Annotated in this window: 18 protein-coding genes; 4 read left to right on the top strand and 14 right to left on the bottom strand. The window is 42.6% G+C overall.

The window, feature by feature from the left end:
* Positions 1–451: 451 nt before the first annotated feature.
* From B4Q04_RS10900 to B4Q04_RS10835, 13 genes are all read right to left on the bottom strand, one after another.
* Entirely contained in the window at positions 452–1648 is a 1197-nt protein-coding gene (locus tag B4Q04_RS10900; RefSeq protein ID WP_088696835.1) for a DUF3137 domain-containing protein, read from the bottom strand.
* A gap of 4 nt (positions 1649–1652) precedes the next feature.
* On the bottom strand, positions 1653–2165 hold the full coding sequence (locus B4Q04_RS10895) for a LemA family protein (RefSeq protein ID WP_088696834.1): 513 nt from the start codon (positions 2163–2165) through the stop codon (positions 1653–1655).
* A 7-nt stretch (positions 2166–2172) separates the two neighbouring features.
* On the bottom strand, positions 2173–2919 hold the full coding sequence (locus B4Q04_RS10890) for a hypothetical protein (RefSeq protein WP_088696833.1): 747 nt from the start codon (positions 2917–2919) through the stop codon (positions 2173–2175).
* Positions 2920–3570: 651 nt separating this feature from the next.
* Entirely contained in the window at positions 3571–3774 is a 204-nt protein-coding gene (locus B4Q04_RS10880) for a hypothetical protein (RefSeq protein ID WP_088696831.1), read from the bottom strand.
* Positions 3775–3873: 99 nt separating this feature from the next.
* Positions 3874–5274 carry a sulfatase gene (locus B4Q04_RS10875; RefSeq protein WP_088696830.1) on the bottom strand — a complete coding sequence of 467 codons (1401 nt, stop codon included), beginning with the start codon at positions 5272–5274 and terminating at the stop codon, positions 3874–3876.
* Positions 5275–5330: 56 nt separating this feature from the next.
* The gene (locus tag B4Q04_RS10870) at positions 5331–6113 is read right to left on the bottom strand and encodes a glucose-6-phosphate isomerase family protein (protein ID WP_013994024.1); all 783 of its coding nucleotides are present in this window, start codon (positions 6111–6113) and stop codon (positions 5331–5333) included.
* On the bottom strand, positions 6113–7870 hold the full coding sequence (locus B4Q04_RS10865; RefSeq protein ID WP_236631008.1) for a class I mannose-6-phosphate isomerase: 1758 nt from the start codon (positions 7868–7870) through the stop codon (positions 6113–6115). The genes B4Q04_RS10870 and B4Q04_RS10865 overlap by 1 nt, the downstream gene beginning before the upstream one ends.
* Positions 7857–9311 (bottom strand): sugar porter family MFS transporter, encoded by a 1455-nt coding sequence (locus B4Q04_RS10860; RefSeq protein ID WP_088697014.1) that lies wholly within the window; start codon positions 9309–9311, stop codon positions 7857–7859. The genes B4Q04_RS10865 and B4Q04_RS10860 overlap by 14 nt, the downstream gene beginning before the upstream one ends.
* A 19-nt stretch (positions 9312–9330) precedes the next feature.
* The gene (locus tag B4Q04_RS10855; RefSeq protein ID WP_088696828.1) at positions 9331–10293 is read right to left on the bottom strand and encodes an ROK family protein; all 963 of its coding nucleotides are present in this window, start codon (positions 10291–10293) and stop codon (positions 9331–9333) included.
* Between the two features lie 224 nt (positions 10294–10517).
* Positions 10518–11900 carry a right-handed parallel beta-helix repeat-containing protein gene (locus tag B4Q04_RS10850; RefSeq protein WP_201723394.1) on the bottom strand — a complete coding sequence of 461 codons (1383 nt, stop codon included), beginning with the start codon at positions 11898–11900 and terminating at the stop codon, positions 10518–10520.
* Positions 11901–11997: 97 nt separating this feature from the next.
* Positions 11998–13467: a RagB/SusD family nutrient uptake outer membrane protein gene (locus B4Q04_RS10845; protein ID WP_088696827.1), complete on the bottom strand. Its 1470-nt coding sequence runs from the start codon at positions 13465–13467 to the stop codon at positions 11998–12000.
* Positions 13468–13478: 11 nt separating this feature from the next.
* The gene (locus B4Q04_RS10840; protein ID WP_088696826.1) at positions 13479–16556 is read right to left on the bottom strand and encodes a SusC/RagA family TonB-linked outer membrane protein; all 3078 of its coding nucleotides are present in this window, start codon (positions 16554–16556) and stop codon (positions 13479–13481) included.
* 242 nt (positions 16557–16798) lie between these two features.
* A complete protein-coding gene (locus tag B4Q04_RS10835; RefSeq protein ID WP_013994017.1) occupies positions 16799–17962 on the bottom strand; it encodes a DNA-binding transcriptional regulator in 1164 nt (387 codons plus the stop codon).
* Between the two features lie 376 nt (positions 17963–18338).
* Between B4Q04_RS10835 and B4Q04_RS10830 the strand changes: the two genes are divergently transcribed.
* From B4Q04_RS10830 to B4Q04_RS10815, 4 genes are all read left to right on the top strand, one after another.
* On the top strand, positions 18339–18929 hold the full coding sequence (locus tag B4Q04_RS10830; protein WP_088696825.1) for a TetR/AcrR family transcriptional regulator: 591 nt from the start codon (positions 18339–18341) through the stop codon (positions 18927–18929).
* 68 nt (positions 18930–18997) lie between these two features.
* Positions 18998–19456 carry a hypothetical protein gene (locus B4Q04_RS10825; RefSeq protein ID WP_088696824.1) on the top strand — a complete coding sequence of 153 codons (459 nt, stop codon included), beginning with the start codon at positions 18998–19000 and terminating at the stop codon, positions 19454–19456.
* Positions 19457–19458: 2 nt separating this feature from the next.
* A complete protein-coding gene (locus B4Q04_RS10820) occupies positions 19459–19761 on the top strand; it encodes a DUF3817 domain-containing protein (RefSeq protein ID WP_046287482.1) in 303 nt (100 codons plus the stop codon).
* 93 nt (positions 19762–19854) lie between these two features.
* Entirely contained in the window at positions 19855–20064 is a 210-nt protein-coding gene (locus tag B4Q04_RS10815; protein WP_088696823.1) for a hypothetical protein, read from the top strand.
* 119 nt (positions 20065–20183) lie between these two features.
* On the opposite strand, the gene B4Q04_RS10810 is transcribed toward B4Q04_RS10815, so the two are convergent.
* Positions 20184–22922 carry a right-handed parallel beta-helix repeat-containing protein gene (locus B4Q04_RS10810; RefSeq protein WP_088696822.1) on the bottom strand — a complete coding sequence of 913 codons (2739 nt, stop codon included), beginning with the start codon at positions 22920–22922 and terminating at the stop codon, positions 20184–20186.
* Positions 22923–22963: the final 41 nt, after the last annotated feature.

The raw sequence follows: 22963 nt of genomic DNA, 5'->3' as shown, positions 1-22963 counted from the left end.
AATTTGATAGAGGTTCATTAAAAGCTCCAAATCAATACATGATTTTCCGATGACCTGAACAAATCCGATGTAAACGGAATCATCGATAACGACCACTCCCAGGGCCTAAAGATGCCCTTTATCACTTCAATGGATTCTTTGAACAGCATCCGGAGACTAGAAATAAATACTTAAAATGGAATACCAACAAAGACTAGGAATGGCTAAAATTATATGTATTAGCCGTCAAAAGAGTGGTGTAGGCGCAAGCCATTTAACTTCTGAATAACTTGAAATTATGAATCGATATGGGCTTGTAAAAGATGGTCTTTTCCTAAAAAAATATAAACAGGGCCGATGGACCTCTGCATATTTGAATCATATCAAAACTAAAAAAATACATTTCTTAGCATATTTAAGACTATCTCATAACCTTGTCCACTTCCACATCAAAAAGTACCTTTGCCCTCGGCTATTCCTTTGTCCAGATTCGGTTACTGATATTCAGCTCGGTTATGAGGTTTTTGATTACGTTCAGGTCGTTATGGATATCTTCGATCGTATTGACTTGTATCTCATCTTCACCGATAATGATGTTTTCAAAGAAGTCTTTGCTCATGGGCGCTATCAAGTAGAGTTTTCCATCCTTTAAGGTCATCGACAAATCCCTTCCCAATCGTTTGTTGAGATTGTCTATAGCTTCTATAATCGAGGGACTTAAAACGTAGTATCCCATTTGGGTGTCTGATGCCTCTACGATATATTTCTTGTTTACAAACCTATTTTCAATACGCAGACGTTTCAATTTCTTTGAAAAATTGAACATTTTTCTGGAAGCGAATTTCTTCTTGGTTCGAATATGTACGGTCCCTTCAAAATTCTTATGGAAATCGGCATATAGGAAGAAGCCTTTGAAGTTCGTTTGAGTCCCGTAAAAAAAGGCTTTTTCGTCTACTTTAACATGGCCTCTGCCCTTTCCGAGGGATTGCTCATGGGAAACCGAATTCTTATCACTAAAATCTAAATCACCAATAGATCCAAAAAAGTCTAAAAAACCAATAATAAAGTCTAAATTAGTTCTGAATGCGATGGCAAATATGAGTCCGATAACAGCCCAACCACCTGGTTTTATACCTGTGGTCTTATAATAGAGCTCACAGAATTCAAATTCAACATTTTCGAGGTTTCCACTAAAATAGTCGTCCCCAAAAAACCAACGTTCCTTTAAGGACGAAAGCAGTGAGGGCGAAAAGAAGTCCGATTCTAAAATATGCGCCTCATCTACAATACCATCAAACCTGTAGTCAAGATCGCTGTATTTCTCTGTGATTATCTCTGGCAAGATATCGAGTTTAAAATCTCTTCTGAGTATTTCCGTATTCTTAAACCTGCCCAGTTGCTTTTTATAGGAACGAATCAGGTAAAAGAAAAAAAACCACCCGATACAACTCGACAAAAACGAGAATTTTGCCATGCCGTACAAAAAACCGGAACCTACATGAAAAATCAAGAGAATAATGAAAATCACAAATGAAACCAAAGCCACCACAAAGGCAAACAGCGAAAAAAGCCCTAAGAAAGAAGCTCCTACCAAGCGTAATTTAGAAGGGGGTTTGATGTTGACCGCTTTGGCCCTTACGGCATCAAAGTGTTCGGAATAAGTAGTCATGAAATTATAAAATAGTGTTTAGGTCGGGATTTCTCCTTTCTTCTTCGTTGGAGATAATGGAAATATATTCTTCCTTAGAAAACCCGAACAATTTGGCCACAATGTTATTGGGAAAAACGGTGATGGAATCATTATAATTCAAAACCGCCCCGTTATAAGCTCTTTGCGAGGCCGAGATTTGCTCGGCATATTCGTTAATACTACGTTGGAGATGGATTACGGACTCGTTGGTTTTCAATTCGGGATAGTTTTCTACCGTAAGGTTAATGCCACCAAGTAAATGCGACAATTCTTGTTCGGCCTCCAACTGTTCATTTCTGTTTTTACTGTTTTGTATCGCCACACGTAGTTCCGCTATTTTTTCGAATATTCCCTTCTCATGCGACATGTACTTTTTTAGAACAGCGACCAGATTCGGCAAGGCTTCAAATCTCTTTTTTAACTGAACGTCAATATTCTTTAACGCAAAATCGATCTGGTTTTTGTTTTTAACAATCTTGTTATAGGTGAAAATCATATCTCTTTTATAATAAATATATTAATACCCAAATAATGAAGCTGTTCACGATGCCGTACAACATCAAGGCCAACCTGAACGGAAACTTCAAGGTTATAAAAGTGGCATTTACGATCTTGGCCCCTATTCCATTCGTATCCCTCTCCCCGGTTTCTTTACCCGATTCCTCCTCATTGGCCATATCTTCATTCTCCAAAGCGGCCTGGGCCGACTTGCTCAAGAATATTTTCTTAAAAATAATATCGATCAACCAAGTAAAAGGCAGGGCAAACCATTTTATCCTTTTCGACAAAACCCCCTTTAAGGTCGGTCTGATCACATATAGCGCCACCCCTTTAAAAACATCGACAAAGGAATATTTTAAGGCTACATTGTTCGTTCGTTGTTCTTTTAGTTTGTTCGCATCGTCATACACGTGTAATGCCGTATCCAATGTAATCGCATATACTTTTTCGAGATCCGATTTTATAGTACTAAAAAGGCGTATTACCGAAAACAGGATCACACTAGGCATTGTAACGACCAGTGCTATTACAAAAAACAAAAAACCGGTAAACCAGTGATAAGTACCATAAACCGTTAAAACAAACAACACGACCAACACCGTAAGCAATACACTACCTACTACCTTGGCTATATATAACGGAAAAAAGACAGCATCCGAAACGGTCTCTACAAGTTCGTCTACCTCATATTTACTATAATCTAGACGTAAATCTTCTATTTTTTCACTACTCACTTCAAGATTACCCATAACACTATATACATAAGAAAATCGATTCAATAATAAGATGATTTTTTCTACAAATAAAGTTGTAATAATCGACTCAATTCATCGTATATCTTAACGACAATTCTACTATCTGAGTATATCCATCATTGATTATTGCGGTTTACCCCTAATATCCAGTCCCAAAAACGCCTTACAAAACAGGGTGATTTTAAAAAGGGTGCAATGGCCCCGATAGAGAAATGGCCCTATAAATTTTGATGCAAAAAAAAAATTCAGTCCTGAAGATGAAGACATCTATGATCAACATAGGGGCCTATACACTTGGCCCGAATTTAAAAGTTTCAGCCAAATCACAGCGCTACTTGAAACATAAAAAACCAGATAAGCATCCACCCCCACTGGTTTTACGCCATTCTATACATAGAAAACAAGGAATTGGTGATTTCCACCTCACTAAAGGGCCTTATTGATTAATATCATATTTTTAATTCCATATGATGCTTAGTTTTGGGAATATTAAGATAGATGTGATATGAGAGGTAGCTCAAATACATTGATTTATGTGATTGCCGGCATAATTATACTTCATTTTGTCGTGGGCTTTATTTGGCTTATTTATAAAATGAACAAAAAGAAAGAGGATTAAATTCGATGTGAACGTAAACTTTATTTTTATTGCTTTTCGCTTTCCTGCGCCTTGATCATCTGCATTAGGTAACACTTTCCGTTACACTCCAATTCGGGTTTATCGGTGTTGATACAAAGGAATTCGGCGATATAATCTTGATTGACAACAAATTCAAGGATAGGAAAGACCGGTCGCACCATGGCAACAAGGTAGAGCAGTGTCAAAAAAAGTGGGGCCAGACGCGTCATTCTCTTTTCAAAGGCCCAAAAATAGCTAAATAAGCTATTCAGAAAAAAGGTTTATTATCATTAGTTTTAAGAAATTGGAGGTGTTTGGGCTATTTTATGTTATTGCCCTTTATCCCTTTTCATTAGAACCAATGTGGGCAGATATGCATCTTCTCCTACCACACCAGGCCTTGGCACCAAAGTGCGTGACCCCTCTACAATACCGACCTCACGCTTATTTGAGCTTATTTCAATATCAAAGTCCCTTAACATCCTTTGCAGTTTTTTAACCACCTCCGGATTTTCATCCGCAACATCTAACGACTCCGCCAAATCTTCCTTTAGATTATACAATTCCCCATTCGTCAACAACTTCCAGTCACCCGACCTGACTGCCGACAAATTTCCCTTTTGTTGATAAAAGAACCGGTCATGGGGTGTTTTTGCACCTACCCTTCCTGCGAGAAGAGGCCATATATCTTTTCCATCAATAACCCGGTCATTGGGCAGGTCTATTTTCGCCAGCCCTGCAAACGTGGGCAACAGGTCGATGGTACCCGTTAATTCATCGCATTCACTTTCAGAAGGTATACGGCCCGGCCACCAAGCAATGGTAGGCACCCTATGCCCCCCTTCATAAACCGAAGCCTTCCTTCCCCTTAAAGGACCTGCAGAAAGGCCTCCAGCCGGTCCGTTGTCACTGGTAAAAAGCACTAAGGTACTTTTATCCAACTTCAAATCTTTCAGTGTTTCTAAAATTTGGCCAACATTCCAATCTATTTCTTCTATCTGTCCTTCCTCGGCAGTTTTAGCATTCGCCATAAATTCGGGGCTAGCCATTCGCGGAGCATGCACAAATGCTTGGGGTATGTAACAAAAGAATGGCTTTTCCTTATTTCTCTTTATGAAGCTAATGGCCTCTTCGGTAAATCGGCTACAAAGTTTGGCCTGTCCTGCCATATCCTCAACTAGGTATTCGATCGTATTTCCCCTCATTACGGGTAGATCAGGAAATTTCCAATTCTTGTTCCCTATCCACATATCACTAGAATAAGGTATTCCGTAGAATTCATCGAAACCTTGGTCCAAGGGCAAAAACCCCGGTTGGTCGCCCAAATGCCATTTCCCAAAGCATCCGGTGACATAATTCTTTGTTTTGAGCAACTCGGCAATCGTAATCTCTTTGGGGTTCAAGCCATGCGGGTCACCAGGGAAGAGCACAATATGATCAGAGCCCCAGTTTAGACCAACACGCTGAGGATAACACCCGGTCATCAAAGAGGCCCGCGAAGGAGTACAAACGGGCGAAGCCACGTAAAAGCTTGTAAGTTTCATTCCTTCCTTGGCCATTTTCACAAGGTTTGGCGTATAGTTCGTAGTCGAACCAAAAGGTGTTATATCGCCATACCCCATATCATCGATAAAAATGACTACTATATTAGGAACTTTTCGGTCTTGTGATCGGACAATAAAAGTTACAAACGATACCGCCAGGGCCAAAATCAACTTAGAATAATTCATATTTATTTGCTTCTAATCTTATTATCGGTATTCTCCCAAACTATTACCAAGCGATGTCAGGGCAAAAAATGGTTCCAAAGTCCCTTTACCTTATCCGGTCTGGACACAAAATCGAATGTTTTTGGACAGTTTTCAAACTGGGTGTAGATAGGAGTATTTTGTATCAGGCCGAAGTCCGCATATTTTTCAGGTGATTTCTCCATCAGTTTTTGCCTTTTATAACGGGTATTATACTGCCAATCCAACTTACCCGACTTCAATATGGGGTACCATGCCAAGCCCTGATGCTCCCGTACTTGGTCATATTCAAAACCATAATCGCGGTCGCACCAAGCACCAAAGGACAAGGCCTCATTAGGGTCGGCACTGATAGTGGCATGCGCCCAGCCAGGGGGAACGATTACGACCTCCCCTGCCATGGCGTGTACGGCATAACACCTTCCGGGATTATCATTTGCCGTTTCCTGCATATAGATAACCGCCTTGCCCGACCAGATTTCATAAACTTCCGGAGTAGACCACCCTTGGGCAAAGGTCGATTGTTGATGTATATGCCCTTGGCTTCTTATAGGCTCATCACCCAAGTTACCCGCGGCATAGATTACGGCCCCGTACAATAAGTGTCTATTTTGCAATAATTCCCGGTGTTCATTCTTTCCGACGTCCATGGCAATGGCATAAACAATTTCAGGACCGTGGCACTTGGGATCCCTCAGACTAGGGCGTATACTGTTCAACGAACGGTGCTCTACCTTAGGTCCGAAACAGTTCTTGCCATATTCAAACCCTAAAGGTTCAAAATGGGGTACAATACCAAAGCCAGGGTCTAGTTTTTCCATTATCGACTTCTTACATATGCCTTAAGCGTGGCGACCTCTAAACCTTCGCTTTCGCCATACGGCCGTATCGTGTATTCTTCCACTGAGGCCGGCACTATAAAGGTTTCCGCATAGTGTACCGCAAATGGTTCAAATAAATGATCAGGACTCTCCACTAAGACTTCCCGACCTTCAACCAAACTCAGTACATTTACCGTTCCTCCGGTACTATGCTTCACTTTAGAAGAGAACCAATGTCTCCTAGTTTCTATAAACTGTGATTTGTGTAAGCCTGTTCGTTCTTCGCGCCACCCTTCCCCTTCTTCCATCGGTTCCACTTGATCTATTAAATTTCCCTTTACCCATTGGGTTGTTCGGTTCCATTCAATATTTTTCTCACCATGAGCCAGGTTTATCGGTCTTGGCTTTCCATCCATTCCCAAACGGCCCCAATCCCATAATTTAAAAGTGAAAATATACGGTGTAGCACTGATTTCCAACACCATGGAGTTTTTTCCGGAACAATGTACCGTTCCGGCCGGAATGGAAATATGGTCGTGCTTTTTTACCGGAAAGGTAGCCACATATTTTTCTGCATCGAAGGTTTGGTTTTCTTCTTGGGCCCTTTTAAGGTCACCGATAAGTTCTTGGGGAGCAACCCCTTCTTTCACCCCTAAATAAATAAGGGCGTTCTCGCCCACATCGAGCATATAATAGCTCTCGTCTTGGGTATAGTCCATATTAAAATGCTCCTTGATATAAGAAGTTGAAGGGTGTACCTGAAAGCTTAGGTTACCACCTTGCATGGTATCTAAAAGGTCAAACCGAATGGGAAACTCTGCGCCAAAACGTTCATAGACCTTCTTCCCCAAGACCTTTTCAGGTGCATAGAGCACAAGGTTGATGGAAGGCATTTCTATGAGGGTATCGTTTATTTTCAGCAATAGGCTATTTTCTTCGGGAACACAATTGAAACACCAAGCATAATTAGGTTTGTCCTTATCCAAATCAAACACTTCCTTCATCCACTGACCTCCCCAGGGACCGGGATCAAAGAAAGGCACGACACTAAAGGGCCTCTTAAGGGCGGCTTCCATTCCTTCGATCATGGTTTCCCCGGAAACCATTTTAGGCTGGTTCTTGGTATGGGTATCCAATACGAAATCGATTTTACCGAATAGATCGGCTTTAAGGGAATCACAGATACGCCAATCGACAAAATATCCTTGCTTGTACAAGCGCATAAAATCCGTTTCACGATTGGCCAAGCCGATATTATCGACCTCTTTTCGCCTCATACGGGTTTGAATCTCCCAACGGGCCATATCTGCGTAGACGAGGCCATCATGGTTTTCTACCAACAAGGAAGCCCCAATACCTATCACCAAGACCGTTCCATTGGAAATTCGATCAATGGCCCTCCTTAAATTTTCGGTCTTACCCCTATCGAAGTAACTATTTAGCCCGAGCTCCGTAATTCTCCCGAATATGCGGTCATCGGTAACATCGGAAAATACCATTTTTGAGATTTCCGCTTCGGTTTTAAAGGCTTCGGAAGATCTTATGATCCTTACGGGACCGAGATGTTTCTCGAGACCGTTCAATATTTCCAGCTCATCTACACCATGATAGCACTCCACCGCCAATACCTTTTTATTTCGGGGGACATTATCAAGTACCGATTTTATTTCAGTGCCTATTTGCCTCCAACCGACATAGCAGTTTTGGTTTCCTGTTATAGGTACGAAAGGAGTCTTATTAAAATTACTTTTCATCATTTAAATTCAGTTTTTTCTCCATATCCTCTAAACTTATGCCTTTTGTTTCGGGCATTACAAACACTACCCAAAGCAATTGCAATAGCATTGACACCCAATAGAATGTAAATATCTTTCCACCCGATTCTTCGGCGAACATGGGAAAGGTCCACGAAATCAAGGCGGCCATAATCCACAAGGTGGAACTCGCCAACGAAACTCCCTTGCCCCTCACCTTGTTCGGAAATATTTCACTTATGAACACCCAAATAACCGTTCCCTGTCCGAAAGCATGTGCCGCGACAAACAGGAACAAGCTCCACATAATAATACTGCCACCCGTAGCGGCCGATGCCATGGCCGACGCCAAATCGGAACCATCGCGCAGGCCCTGTTGCAGCTCATGGACCAATCGAAATTCAGAATCATAGCTATAGAATGTAAAAGCGATGAGCCCAAGACTGACCAAATATCCTATAGACCCGAACAACATTAGTTTTTTACGGCCAAAGCGGTCAATAATGGAAATGGCAAACATAGTCACCGTCAAATTGACCAGGCCTACCCCAACGGACCCCAAGAGGGCGGCACTTTCGCCAAAACCGGACATTCCGAAAATCCTTGGCGCGAAATACATAACCGCATTGATTCCCGACAGTTGGTTAAAGGCCGCTATTGATATGGCCAAGAAAAGCGGTTTATAATACCTTCGTTTAAAAATCGTTTCCCCTTTGTTCCGCTCGTCGGTTTTTAAAGTATTTTGAATTTCGGCCACTTCATCTTCAATACTACCGGAATCGGTTCCTACTTGCGACAATACTTTTTTGGCCTCGTCTACATATCCTTTTACCAACAACCACCTCGGACTGCGAGGTATGGTGAACAAAAACAAAAAGAACAAAAGGGCCGGAAGAGCCTCTACGCCGAACATCCAGCGCCAGGTAACCGCCCCTAGTTCAAATCCGGCAATAAGATAATTGGAAACAAAGGCCAATAGAATGCCCAAAACGATATTGAATTGGGTTATGGCCACCAAGCGCCCCCGAAACTTTGCCGGTGATATTTCCGCAATGTACATGGGTGAGATGACCGATGCCCCTCCGACACCAACACCCCCGACGAACCTAAAAAGAACAAAGGAAGACAAGTCATAGGCCAGCGCACTACCGATAGCCGAGATAAAATATAAAACCCCGATGATCATCAGCAGTTTCCGCCGTCCGTAGGTATCTGCCAATTTCCCGAAGCGCATCGCCCCGACAATGGTCCCTATTAAGGCCGAGGCTATGGCCAATCCGTGCCAAAAGTTTACGGTACCAAATACTTGGCTGAGCTTTTGGTACTCTCCATCGAACAATACCCTGAGTGACTGTTCGGTACCCGATATTACAGCGGTATCAAAACCGAACAACAATCCGCCCAAGGCAGCGACCAAAGTGCATTTTACAAGATATTTCCGCATTCTAGGCTGGAGTATAGTTTCATTCATATTCATCAGAAGTAGTGACCAAGGAATAACACCCTAACAATGCTGCCGTATCAAAATGTTGGGCCTTGCATATTTCAGGATACTCCCCAATCGTCCATAATTGTTTTTTAATATAGGCGTCCAATCTCGGAATGATGTAATCACCTGCCTTTATGACCGAACCGGCCATGATAATTTTTTGGGGATTGTAGGCGTAGATAAGGTTTACCAAAGAGGCCCCCCAATACATGATGCTCCGCTCTAAAATTTTAATGGCAACACTATCGTTTAAGGCGTGGTCTTCAAACAATGCCGCATAATCTATTTTTTCCCTTTTTGCCAATAGACTGGTATGGAATCCCTCGGTTTTTCTGGCGATTCCTGGCAGTGCCCATGTACCGGTTTCACTTTCGACACAACCATTTCCCGGGCAAATGCATTTGCTTCCCATAGGGTTGACCACCATATGACCCGCTAAAATTCCAGCGGTAAAATTTCGCCCCCTTAGCGGTTGGCCACCGAGCACGACCGAACTTCCGTAACCAGTTCCTAAAATCACATAGACCAAGTCTTGCACTCCCTTTCCGGCACCATAGTTCCACTCTCCCATACAGCCAAGGTTTCCATCAACTTCCAGTCTAATTTGCAAGCCGAATTTTTCCCTCGCCCATTGTTCAAAATCAATTTCGACAGCATCTTCATATTTATTATTGGCACAAGACAGTACCGTATTCTTTTTTGAATCAACCAACATCGGGAGCGCCATACCAAAACCGGCAAGATCAAGAAAGCTCAACGAATTGTTCTCCACGAGCTGTTTCGCCATTTGTTCCATCAAAGGCAGATAGGCCCTCATCCCCTTTATAGGCTCAGCCTTAATAGTTACAGAATCCATGACATGACCTTTTACGACAAGCGCCAAGGTAATATGAGACCCCCCAACGTCGGCCGCTAAGACTACCGTTTCTTTAAGCATATTTTAATTTTTAAAAACTATGGAATCGCCATTCGATCCACGCAAGGAACCGAATCGATTCTTAGCGAATAAAAAACACGAATAGAAACCCGTGTTTCCCGAACTAACTAACTCAACTAAGCTGCCAAGATGGCTTTTGAACCATCACCGGCATCTATTTTTAAAGGAAGCAGGTAGACGTATACCAACAAGCTTAGCCATCATACCCCTAATTGTTTTATCTATCAATATTTATATTCATCGAAGCGTTCCGAATTTTTAGGATCGATGGGCCTATAATAGTTATTACTACTAGTACCGGTCTGGGCTACGGCATTCCCTCCTTTACCATGGGTAATGATATTATCGGTAATTACGCAATTTTTCGAATCGTTAAGCCGTACTACGGTCTGGGTCAAAATAGTATGCACTACATTGTTCGAAAAGAGCAGTTGATCTGCGTTATCAAATTGTATAAACGAAAGACCATTGTTCTTTTCATCAATAGTCTTGGTCCGTTTTCGGCTATCAAGGTATTGGGAAATGGTGTTTCCCGTTATGGCCAGGTTACTGGATTTTTTTATATGACAAAAAGCCCCATAAGCGGCGGCACCGGTCGATATCTTCCAATTGTACAAGGTGTTACCGACTATGGTAGAGTTTTCAATATTATCGATTTCGAAACACTTGCTTACATAGGCAAAAGTATTGTTATGGAAGGAAGAAAAGCTAGGGTTTCCCAATACCATTGCCGTCTCAAGGTCGGCAAACAGATTATCCCCGACCATCATTCCTTGCCCGTTTTTATGAAGCCTTATGGCATAGGTCAACTGTCCGAACCAATTTTTATCGATATAGGTCACATCGCTCCCTGCTACATCAAGCCCGACATATAGATCTGTAAAATAACAGCCGGTCACCCTCAATAGCTCGCACTTGGCATGTCCCTTGCCCTTGGGCGGACTTGGCAAGACAATGGCCCGCTGCCCCTCTGCCTCGACATCCTTGTACCGGTCTTTTGACGGGTACCAATGTAGCCCTCTAAAATTCGGCTCATCACCCCTGAAGCGGCTATAGCCATCAGCCGTATTTACCCCGGTGTTGTTGTAACCAACAAAGGTGAGGTTTTCAATTTCAACCTTTAAATTGCGATTATCCCATGGGGTTTCGCCGGATGGAAAAGCCTTGCTCCTTCCGGCATAATCAAATGTAATACAGTTGGGTCCCGTGTCTTTTCCAAACCTAAAAATACTACCGCTTTCAATATTGGCGCCATGAATATCTATTCCCCCATGACCGTGCCCGATCATCTTAACACTTGCGATTTTCAGTTTTACCGGGCCGTTTAAATAATAGACCCCTGGTATGAACGAAAAGGTAGCTGACACATCCTTTATTGCCGAAATCTCATCGAAAATAGCTTGCAGGGCCCTTGAAACATCAACGGTTCCGGTATTGTTCAGGTGATAACTTCTCTTACCCGCATTCGTAATCACTTCTACCGTAGCCATTTTTGATTCGGAAACCCTTATATCCATAGGGTCTTGATATCCCTTTTGGGCACTGACCGTCGATAAAAACAAAATTAACAATGACGATAAAATTAGGGTTCTAGCTGGTTTTTTCATTTTTATGGTTTTTCAAGTATGCAAAAGCGATACCTCAATTATTTCTTTAAAGTAACCAAAAAGGAAACATTCTTTCTTTATTTTATAAACAAGACCTTTAATTATCGGCATCGAGCAAAAGTGTTTCCCGGTTCGGATAGGGGTACAACAAGGATATATTTTGATAGGCATTGGTAGGAACATAACTTTTCAGCGCTTTTTCCTCCACGCCATGTGCCGTCATAGTTTCTTCCGCCTTATCCGTTCTTAAAAGGTCGAACCATCTGTGGTTTTCAAATGCAAGCTCGACCCTTCTTTCTTGGGCTACAGCTTCCCTAAAACTATCTTGATCGGTTAATTCCGCAGATGTCAAATCAGCCAAACCTGCTCTTTGCCTGACCCGGTTCAATAGGTCGAACGCTTCTCCATCGGCCACATAGCCCTGTTCGTTTAGTGCTTCCGATAACATCAGAAGGACATCGGCATATCTGTAGATCGGCATATTGTCATCCATCCAGAACCGAAACGGCCCGGGGTTATTGAACTTTTTCACATAGGGTATATCCATTCCCGTTTGCGGGTTATTCCAAAATCCGATAGAAGCATCCTTTCTAAGGTCTTCGGCCTCGTAGGCCCCGATCATATCATTGGTGGGGGTATTGTGACCGGAATCGGAACCGTTTCCTGCGGCAAACCCAATGATTTCTTCACCCGCTCCCGAATGCTGGGGTACAAAACGGTACATAAAACCACTGGCAAAATCTTCAGATCCCAAGCCTACGGAATATTGAACTTCAAAAATAGATTCAGCACTGTTTTTATTGGCAGCATTCCAAAGTTCCCCATAGTCGGGTAAAAGCGTATAGCCCGTAACGCCATTTAAGGCGGTTATTGCTGCCTCAAAGTTCTTCAAGGTCATCTGCACCTCACCTAAAAGGGTCAAGGCCGCACCTTTTGTAGCACGCCCAATGTCATTGCCGGTATAGGAATCGGGAAGTAAGGCCGCCGCCTTGGTAGCATCGTCAACAATTACCGAATAAACCTCGGAGACACCGACCCTTTCAGCTGTAGCGAAGGCTTGCTCCGTATTGTTTACGGGTTCTAAAACCAGCGGTATGTCACCAAAAACCCTAACCAAATGAAAGTAATACAGGGCCCGGAGAAAATAGGCCTGACCTTCCAATTGGTTTTTTATATCATCGTTCAACACCTCGGTCGTGGCTATATTCGAAAGCAATAAGTTCGCTCGCCCTATACCATCGTAAGACATTCTAAAAATTGTTGGGGGAAAAGTGTTTAATTCGGTAACCCGAAACTCGTCGATCTCAAATTTAGAAACACCCGAGCCATCCAAATTTTCATAAGAGGTATTGTCTGAACGCTGTTCGGCCAACAACCAAAAATTTCCGCCTTTGTACAAATCCCTAAGGGGCACATAAGTTCCGTTCAATGCGGCTACGAACTGTCCCTCATTTTTAAAGAAAGAAGTTGAGCCTAATGAGGTTTCGGGCGCCACATCCAAGAAATCTTCGCTACACCCTAACAAGAAACAAGTTAAGAGCATATATATATAATTACATTTTTTCATGATTACAGAATTTATAGTTTAAAATTTAACCCGATGGTAAAGATTTGTGGCAATGGATATCCACCATAATTGATTCCTTGTTGCAAAGAGCTAGTCTCCCCAAATCCTGCGGTTTCAGGATGACCGTTCTTGTATTTGGTAAATACAAAGGGATTTTGTGCACTGAAGTAGAGTCTAAAATTCTTTAGGTATTCCGTATTGAGCGTATACCCCAATGTAATATTCCTAATAGACACATACGAAGCATCTTGCACAAAGAGCGAGCTGATATCTTGATTGGTAAAATCGTAAGGACTCGTTACCCTACCATAATTGGTTTCGAAGGAAGCATTTGAAGGCCTGTACCGAGTGGCGACGTCTTTTTCCAAATTCCAAAATCCGACGGACAATTGGGTATGTCTTCTGTAAACATCAATTACTTCACCACCTTGTGACCCTGCCAATTGAAATGAGAAATCAAAATCACCGTAGTTGAACGTATTGGTCATGGCCCAATTATAGTCCGCGTGCGGACTACCCACAACGGTGAAATCGGAAGAATTGATGGCACCGTCACCATTGACATCTTCAAACCTTGGCGTACCAATGGTGCTATTGGGCGCACTGGCCTCATCGAGTTGGGCCTGGTTTTCATAGAGCCCTAAAAAGTTATAGGCATAGAACAAGCCTAGAGGCTGCCCTGTCTTGGTAATCGTCTTATGGGGCCACCCTATGATAATTTCAGATTTATTGCCCAAGTCGAGCACTTCATTCTTATTGAACGAAATATTGAAATCTGAATTCCACCGTAATTTACCGGTTAAGATCCGTCCCGTAAGGGTAAGTTCCAAACCTTTGTTCCTTACCTTTCCGATATTTTCCTGGATACTGGAGAAGCCCGAGCTGGCAGGAATATCAATACCCTGAAGCATATCTTCGGTATCGATTACGTAGATTTCCGGACTTATAAAAAATCGTCCTTTCAAGAGCTCTAGGTCTATTCCCGCATTGAACTGTTTGGAGCTTTCCCAGCCCAGATCTACATTGGCCAAACTTGACTGTCGTTTCCCTGGGGCCAAAACGCCTCCAAACACATAGTCGTCGGTTATAACGGAAGAAATGGCGGTGTAGTTGCCTATTGAATTGTTACCCGTTAACCCGTAACTCGCCCTAAGCTTCAAGCCTGACACAAAACCGTCTTCGGGAAAGAAAGATTCTTCGGAAACCCTCCAACCCAAAGAAGCGGATGGAAACAGCCCCCAACGATTGTTCTCGCCAAATCTCGAAGAACCGTCCCTACGAATGGTAGCACCTATCAAGTATCTTCCGTCAAAATTATAATTGAGCCTTCCAAAATAAGATACCAAGGTCCATTTATCAACAAGCTCCGAACTCTCTACGGTAGCCGCCGCATTGGGCGTAATAATATCATCGTTGAGCGGATAATTGCTTGCCAATATCGTTGACCTTTCAAATCGTTCCTGTTGGCTACTGAAGCCGGCCAATAGCTCTATATTGTGTTTATTGAAGGACTTTGTATAGCTTAATGTATTCTCATTAAGAAAATTGTTCAAGGTGTTCTTTTGAAATTGTCCCCTAGGAATTGAGGGTGCCGGGTCTCTATAATTTCCGACAGCCGAAGGAAAGTACTGATCTCTGTTGGAGTTATTGTGACTTACATTAAAGGTTGTTTTAAACCTCAGTCCTTCGAAAATTTCCGCATCCACATAAGCATTGATCAATAAGGATACCCCCTTGGTTTCATCCACAAGGTTTTTGAGTCGATTTACCGGATTGGCAAATTGAAAAGTACCGCCTACCCTATCACTGAACGGGCCTCCCACCTGAATATTGGGGTTGTAACTGCCATCAGGGTTATAAATTGGCCCGAAGGGCGGTGTTATAAAGGCTTGGGTAATAAGTGAATTACCATTGTGCCCTTCCGTAGGTCGGCTGTTCTGCTTGGTTAAAGTGGGAACAATATTCAAACCCACCTTTATTTTATCGGTTAAATCGGTCTCGAGGTTCGACCTAAAACTAAATCGTTCAAAATCGGTACCTAGAATAGTTCCTTCTTGATTGAAGTAACTTGCCGATATCACCGATCTTACTTTTTTCGTACCGTTGGTAATGGTCAGGTTGTAGTTTTGCATAGGAGCCACACGTGTGATTTCCTTCAACCAGTTCACCCCTTCCCCGTTACTTGCCGGATTGCGGTAGATCGGATCTAAGGTGTTGATATCGAAAGTGTTTAGGTCGTTGCCTTCATCTACCCAAAAATCTTGGGCTTTCTCGAGTTGAAATTGTGCGAACTCCGTTGCGTTCATCATTTGGGGAAAGAATTTCTGGGAAACCTGTTGCAGGCCTCCATAGGCCGTAAACTCTATGGACGATTTTCCGTTTTTCGCGCTCTTGGTCGTAATCAACACAACACCGTTAGCCCCCCTAGAACCGTAAATAGCGGTTGAAGAGGCATCCTTTAATACCGTAAGACTTTCGATATCATCAGGGTTAATGGTATTCAACGGATTAAAGCTTTTATCACTTCCCGCAACCAATGGAAAACCATCTACAATATACAAGGGGTCGTCACCTGCACCTATGGACCCCGCCCCCCTTATATTAACAACGGCGCCACTACCCGGGGCACCGGAAATTTGCCTTACCTGAACACCAGCTACTTGTGCGCCCAACTTTTGGTCAATGGCCCCAAGTGACATATTCGCAAGCCGATCGACCTTGATGGTAGAAACGGCACCGGTTACATTGGCCTTTTTCTGCGTACCATAGCCCACAAGTACGACTTCATCAAGCGCCGAGGCACTTTCTTCAAGAGAAATATTAAAATGGGTCTGTACCCCAACTGCTATTTCTTGACTGGTAAAACCGATATAAGAAATTACCAGTACGGCATCTGAACCACTTACCTCAATAGAGAAGTTACCGTCAAAATCGGCTTGGGTCCCGTTTGATGTTCCCTTTTCCAGGATATTTGCACCAGGCAAGGGCGCTCCATCCTCCGCAGAGGTAATCGAGCCCGATACTCCGCCCTGTGCCAAGAGGCACATAGGAGCTATGATGAATAGATATAAGAACAGTTTTTGTTTCATAATTTGACGGTTTAGTTAAAGTTGGAGTTATACATTTCTGCTATTTCATGAAAATGGCAATCTGAGTATTATAAGTTGGAAGTTTCGCAGAATACGCCCTTGTAGTGTTCGTTGTTGAGAACGACTAATAGTCACTAAGAGAATAGATTGAAAGAGAACCACTTATAAAACGTGGTAAAGGAAAGGTATAAACTGAAGGAGTAATTGATAAAAAACGCATATAAAATGACAAAATGCGAATTTTACTTTTTGAATTTTTCACGATATTCAGAGGGAGTCATACCGGTCTCATTCTTAAAGTAACGAGAAACACTTTCTTGATTGGAAAAATCCATTACGGCATAAATATCTTTGACCCTGATACTTTTGTCGTTCAATAATTTTTTAAAATGTGATATCCTGTATTTCTTGATTACATGAAGAACGGAAAGTCCTAGTTCCTTTTTGAACCGCATTTCCAACAACCTTCGAGAGAGGCTTGTTATTTTAACAACATCGGAAACCCTAATATTTTTTATAGGTGCATTCTCTATAATGAAGCGTACCGCCTTCTGAAGTTCAATATCCTTTACGGCTACGATATCGGTAGACTTTCGGGTAACAACACCTTCGGGAAGGGTTACAATGTTACCTGAACCCAATTGTTCCCCACGAATTAGACCGTGCATTGTTTTAGCTACCTCGAAACCCGCCCCTATAGCATTCATTCCAATACTAGAAATCTGTGGCTCGGCCAACTCGCAAATATGCACATCGTTATCGCAACCTAGCAATGCAATCTGTGAAGGACAGTGATACCCTGAAATTTCAATGGCCCTATTGGCAAGACTGCTGAATTCATCACAGGCGGCGAACAAAGCCAAGGGCTTGGGCTGTACGGAGAGCCATTCGGCCAAAAGCTCGGGAATCTCGTACCAACTCTTTTTTTTGATAAACTCAGGTGCCTTTTTATAAAATAGCCCCCTGCTTTTCACTTCTTTTTTAAAGGCCTTTTGCCTTTCATCAGACCAATGGTAATCACTATTCCCTATAAAGGCAAAATTCTCAAAACCCAATGCCATAAAATAGTCCGCCGCCATTCTACCAATTTCACGGTCATCACTATGAAAGCTGATTTCATTCTCAATAATCTTTTTATAGGGAGAAAGTATCAGAGGAACCCCCAAAGCCTTAAACTGTTCCCAACCCGTAAATGTCCGCGTAATTACACCGTCGGGAGACCACTTGATAATATTCTCGATAATCTTGTCCATATCATGGCCATGAATATAGTCAGGTGGTAAGTGATAGGTCGACCAATGCCCCATTTGCCGACTAAAATCAATGATTCCCTTTAATACGTCACGATCATACCTTCGGGCCGAATCAAGTAATATGGCAATTCTATTTGGTTTAGTTTTGATCAACAGCTTGAATGGATACTAATAAATTATTGTACGACTCGGTGTGTAAGGTTGGGAACATAAAGCGTATTAACAAACCCACATCTTATCCGTGGTAAAATACGTTATATTTTATCTATAACTTACCACCACCCCCCTTATTATTTTTCCATGCCGGCCACCAAAAACTTCCGGCGAAGGGTCAAGACTTTGTCTTTCTTAAACAAATCCGAAGGAAGAAAAGAAGGAAACGAGTCAAAACACAGGGTCAAATTCAACTCGCCCCCAACACCTTCCTCAAAGAGAAACCCAAACTAAAAACAGGCCACAGGAATTATACCGACTTCCCCTCCCAATATTTTTTTGATTACTTTGCGCAGCATACTAATTAGTATCTTTTATGACAAAGGCATCGAATACCCGACATACCATTCTCGAAAAAGCATTTGACCTAATCTACAGGAAGGGCTACCAAACGACGAGCATTGATGAGATCATAGCAACTACGGAAGTCACCAAAGGGGCTTTTTACTACCATTTCAAGACAAAGGACGAAATGGGAATCGCCATTATCAATGAAATTGTCAAACCGACCATGCAAGACGCCTTTATCGTTCCCTTACAAAATGCTTCAAGTCCCCTCGAGGCAATATACCGAATGACGGAATCCCTGCTGTTCGAAACCCCTTTCCTAAAGCTTGAATACGGATGCCCCGCGAGCAACCTGGCCCAAGAAATGACACCTTGGAACGAGGCGTTTTCCAAAGCCCTGAACGAATTGATCCTAGAGTGGCAGACTACCATAGAAAAGGCCATTCAAAAGGAAATCGAAAACGGAGCGGTACGCAGTGACGTCAACCCCAAACAAGTGGCCTATTTTGTGATGTCGAGCTATTGGGGCATTCGAAATTTCGGTAAGGCCTACAACGATACCGATTGCTATCACGCTTATTTAAAAGAACTTAAACGGTATCTAAACCAGCTAAAATAAATATCACCTTCAAAACATACTAACTAGTATGTTTTTATATCTTTGCATCAGCATTCAATACCTTACTGATGTATCAAGCACTTACTTTTGGCCATTCGGTTGTACGTTGGCTCGTATTACTAAGCCTTTTGTACTCCATTTACCGGGCGTACCGAGGTTACTTTCAAAATTTGGATTTTTCAAAGCACGACAACCGCGTCAGGCATTGGACCGCCACCCTGGCCCATATCCAACTTCTCATTGGCATCTTACTATACACCCAGAGTCCGATCGTCAGCTATTTTTGGAAGCATACCGATGAGGCCCTAGAACATATCGACACCACCTTTTTCGGAATCATACATATGGCACTCATGCTCTTGGCCATTGTTTTTCTTACCATTGGTTCGGCCCTGGCAAAGCGAAAGCCTTCCGACCGAGAAAAATTCAAAACCCAACTGCTTTGGTTTTCGGTGGCCCTGACCATCATTTTTATAGCCATTCCCTGGCCCTTTTCACCGTTTGCCAACAGACCTTATTTCAGATAATTATGAAGAATCTATTGAAAACAAATATTGGCCGTCTCCGTATCATAGGCTTTCTAGAGGGCATTTCCCTATTAGTACTTGTATTTATTTCGGTGCCCTTGAAGTATTACTTTGACTATCCGGAATTGACCAAAACACTCGGCCCGATCCATGGGGCCCTTTTTCTACTTTTCCTATTTAACGCCTTAAGTGTAGGGGTCGAGCAAAATTGGAAATTCGCAACGACTACTTGGAAGGTGCTATTGGCCTGCTTCATTCCTTTCGGCACCTTTTATATCGATAGAAGCATCTTAAGCAAACTCTAATGCCAAGCTTTTTTTGAACCTGAGCCTTCCCTTTTCAAAATACCTAAAGAAAGGCAGGCTTTCAACGAAGCCTAGACCGATACATTACGACCTATGATACACGTCTTTAAAACAAGCGTACGGACCAAGAGCCAAATCAAAATTTTAAGGCCCCACTTAGATCATTTACTGCCGAAAAGCCATTGGAATTTTGACCTTGAGGACTGTGATAATATCTTACGGATAGAGAGTGACCATTGTTCGGAGCAGAAGGTCATAGAACTGTTACAAAAGCAGAATTTCGAATGTGAAGAACTCGAATAAAAACAGGACGGCCACAACGGTTGCAAAGGGCCAGTTGCCTTATCCGTGATTATGCGTGGGCAAAAAAAAGCTGCCTAAACCCTAAGGTCTAGACAGCTCAAAACACATGAAATGGAGGATTATTGTTTTAGGAATTGTATACTTTCCTTGTCGGAAACGGAAATAATATACACTCCCGATTTAATATCATCTAAAGGAATGGTCTCTTCCAAAGATTTTACATGTATCTCTCTTATGACTACACCGCTCATATTTCTGATCTTAAGCCTATCGCCTACTTTTATGCCTGCCACCTTGATAAATTCGGTCGAAGGGTTAGGATAGGCTTTGATAGCCACTTCATCTACATTAAGACTGGCCGCTATCGGTAGAATTTTCCACTTTTGGTTACCATTGTCCGCCCCGTAAGAATAGGTAATGACATTCGTGTCCAAGGTGCCGTTATTCCTATCCAAACCTTGCTCTAAACAATGGTTCGGTTTAAGGCCGTAAATCGCATTGCCATTTTCGACCACTTTCCATTTTTGGTGGTCTTGTGCCGCACTGGTATAGGTTGATACCTGCACACTGTTTTGGCACTTTGCATAAGGTACTTCCAAGAAACGGCCATTGGCCTTGTTCTTTATGGTGTAGACGTTGTTCCCTAAATGGTTAAAAACCCATTTTTGATCGGCATAGTCCCCAGGGTTTACCATTCTGGCATTGTAATTTTCCAAGGCGCGGGACAATAGTCTTTGGTTAGACGTAACCGATCCTATGGTATACGTTCCGTTTTCTATGAGTTGGGGTTCTTCGGTCGAACCGTCATTTCCGCTTCCCTTGAGCAATACGATACTGGAATACGCCGGTACGGTAACACTTCCCGAATAGTTTTTATGCTTCGCGTCCACATAGTTTTCCGACCCCAAGTTTACGGTTTTGGCCGTACCTGTGTTGTTTACCACAAACTTTATAAAGGTATTCGGGTCGACCGAGGCACCGAACTTAACAGGGGCGCTTTTACCCTCTTTTTCATAATTGGGGTATTTCGTCCTGAATTCGTCCAAGGTGTACTCATCGGTTTTTCTGGCCAATGTTACGCTTATTTGCTTGCTTCCGTTATAGGGCATACAGTAGTAATTGCTATTGATATCGCCCAAGAAGGTATTAAAGCCGGCATCGGTAATTTGGTTGGTGTAACGTGCGGAAACCTGGCTTGGTTTCTTAGAGAAAAATATATTGTCCATCACGGTATTGTCCGTTGCCTTTGCCGTACTTCCTCCGGCCCCAAAGCTATTGTTATAGGTAGATAATACGAGTCCGAATTCGCAATTATAGACGGTATTGTCCCTAATGGTGCTTTTACTTGACAAGTTGGCCATCAATCCCCAACCGACGATGTTATACACTGTATTTTCATATATCAATTGGTTTTGTGAGTCGTTATCGATATAAATACCGGCCGTTTTTACGCCCCTTCCTTCAGGAATGCCCCTAATGGCACCAGGACTGTCATGAACGATGTTCCCGTACACACTGTTATTCGAATTTCTGTTTCCTACGGAATATATTCCGCCCCCATCATCTTTCGTATAGCAATAGTTGCTAATATCGTTGTAGCGTATCTTTAAATTACCCCCGGAAAAAAGCATGGCATGGTAGCCTATATTTTTTAAGGTATTCTTTTCTATTACATTGGCGGAAGACCCCGATCTACTAACGAACCTTGCCCCCGTATAGCCAATAAAACTACGCGCGCCCATACCGGAGCGCATACCAATATTTATAATCTTATTATTGGCAAAAGTGAGTCCGCTTAGCCCCTCCCATCGGATGGCTATGTTATTACTTTGTTCAAAAGTGTTATTGGTAGCGGTGATATTGGTTAGGGTGTATCCTAGGGACAAGTACTCGTTTCCGTTATAAATATGACAATTGGTAAGGGTCATGTTCGATGCCCCACTAATGGCCAAGGTATATTTCAAGCCGCCTTCCAATCTTAAATCCTGAACTTTTACATAGTCAGTATTGTTAAGGCTTAGGGCACTTTCCCCAGAAGGGATTTCTACACTTAAACTGTTCGGGTTCGTATTACTGTACAAATACAGTACGCCCGCATTGGTATCGTGGGCCCATTCCCCGTTTTTATCCAAGGTATTTACATGGTTCTGAAAAAAGTATCCGAAATTGTTTTCAATGGCATTTTCAAAAGTGGCACTTGGGTCCGACAACCCGAAGTTGACCGTATTACCACTATGGGAAGTTACCGTTTCTACCTTTACGTTATCATCAGTAGTCCTAATGGTAATTTCGCCCCCTTGAAACCTATTTGAAGCATAGGGCAAATTAGCCCCTTCCGATATGGATTTGTTGTTGCCCGCGTGCGATTTGATCCTTCGGTACCCACCGTTGGCCGCATCAACATTGGGCTCCCTACCGATCTGCTGGGCCACATTGTTTAAAAATAGGGCCGGTGTCCTTCCGTTATCAATCTTAGCCAAGTTGGCCTTCCAGATATTTCCACTGTGACGTGTCCAGTTATTGATTTTTACCGACGCCCTAATAATGGCCTTGTCACCAGAGCCGTACGATTTCAAGACTATTGTTTTTCCCGATGAACCCTTTTTGCCCTTTAGATCGAGTGAGCCATAGAATACATCGCCCCTATTGAAATGAATAACATCGCCCGGTTTAATGGAATTCTTTACGCTATTCAGCTTATTTATCGTTTTCCAAGGCGAAGCCTCCGATGTTCCGCTATTGGAATCGTTTCCCGAAGCACTTAGATAATAATTGTTCTGTGCGAATGCCGTAGTGGCGCACAACATGAGAAATGCATATAAAACATATGCCTTCCGTCTTTGCTTTATTGGTACCATAATCGTTTTCTTTTTTTTGTTTGACCTTATAAACCGCCCTA

This window comes from Zobellia sp. OII3 (assembly GCF_002211465.1).
Classification (GTDB): domain Bacteria; phylum Bacteroidota; class Bacteroidia; order Flavobacteriales; family Flavobacteriaceae; genus Zobellia; species Zobellia galactanivorans.
Note: the sequence above shows the minus strand (reverse complement) of the source record. Positions and strands in the feature narration are given on the sequence as shown.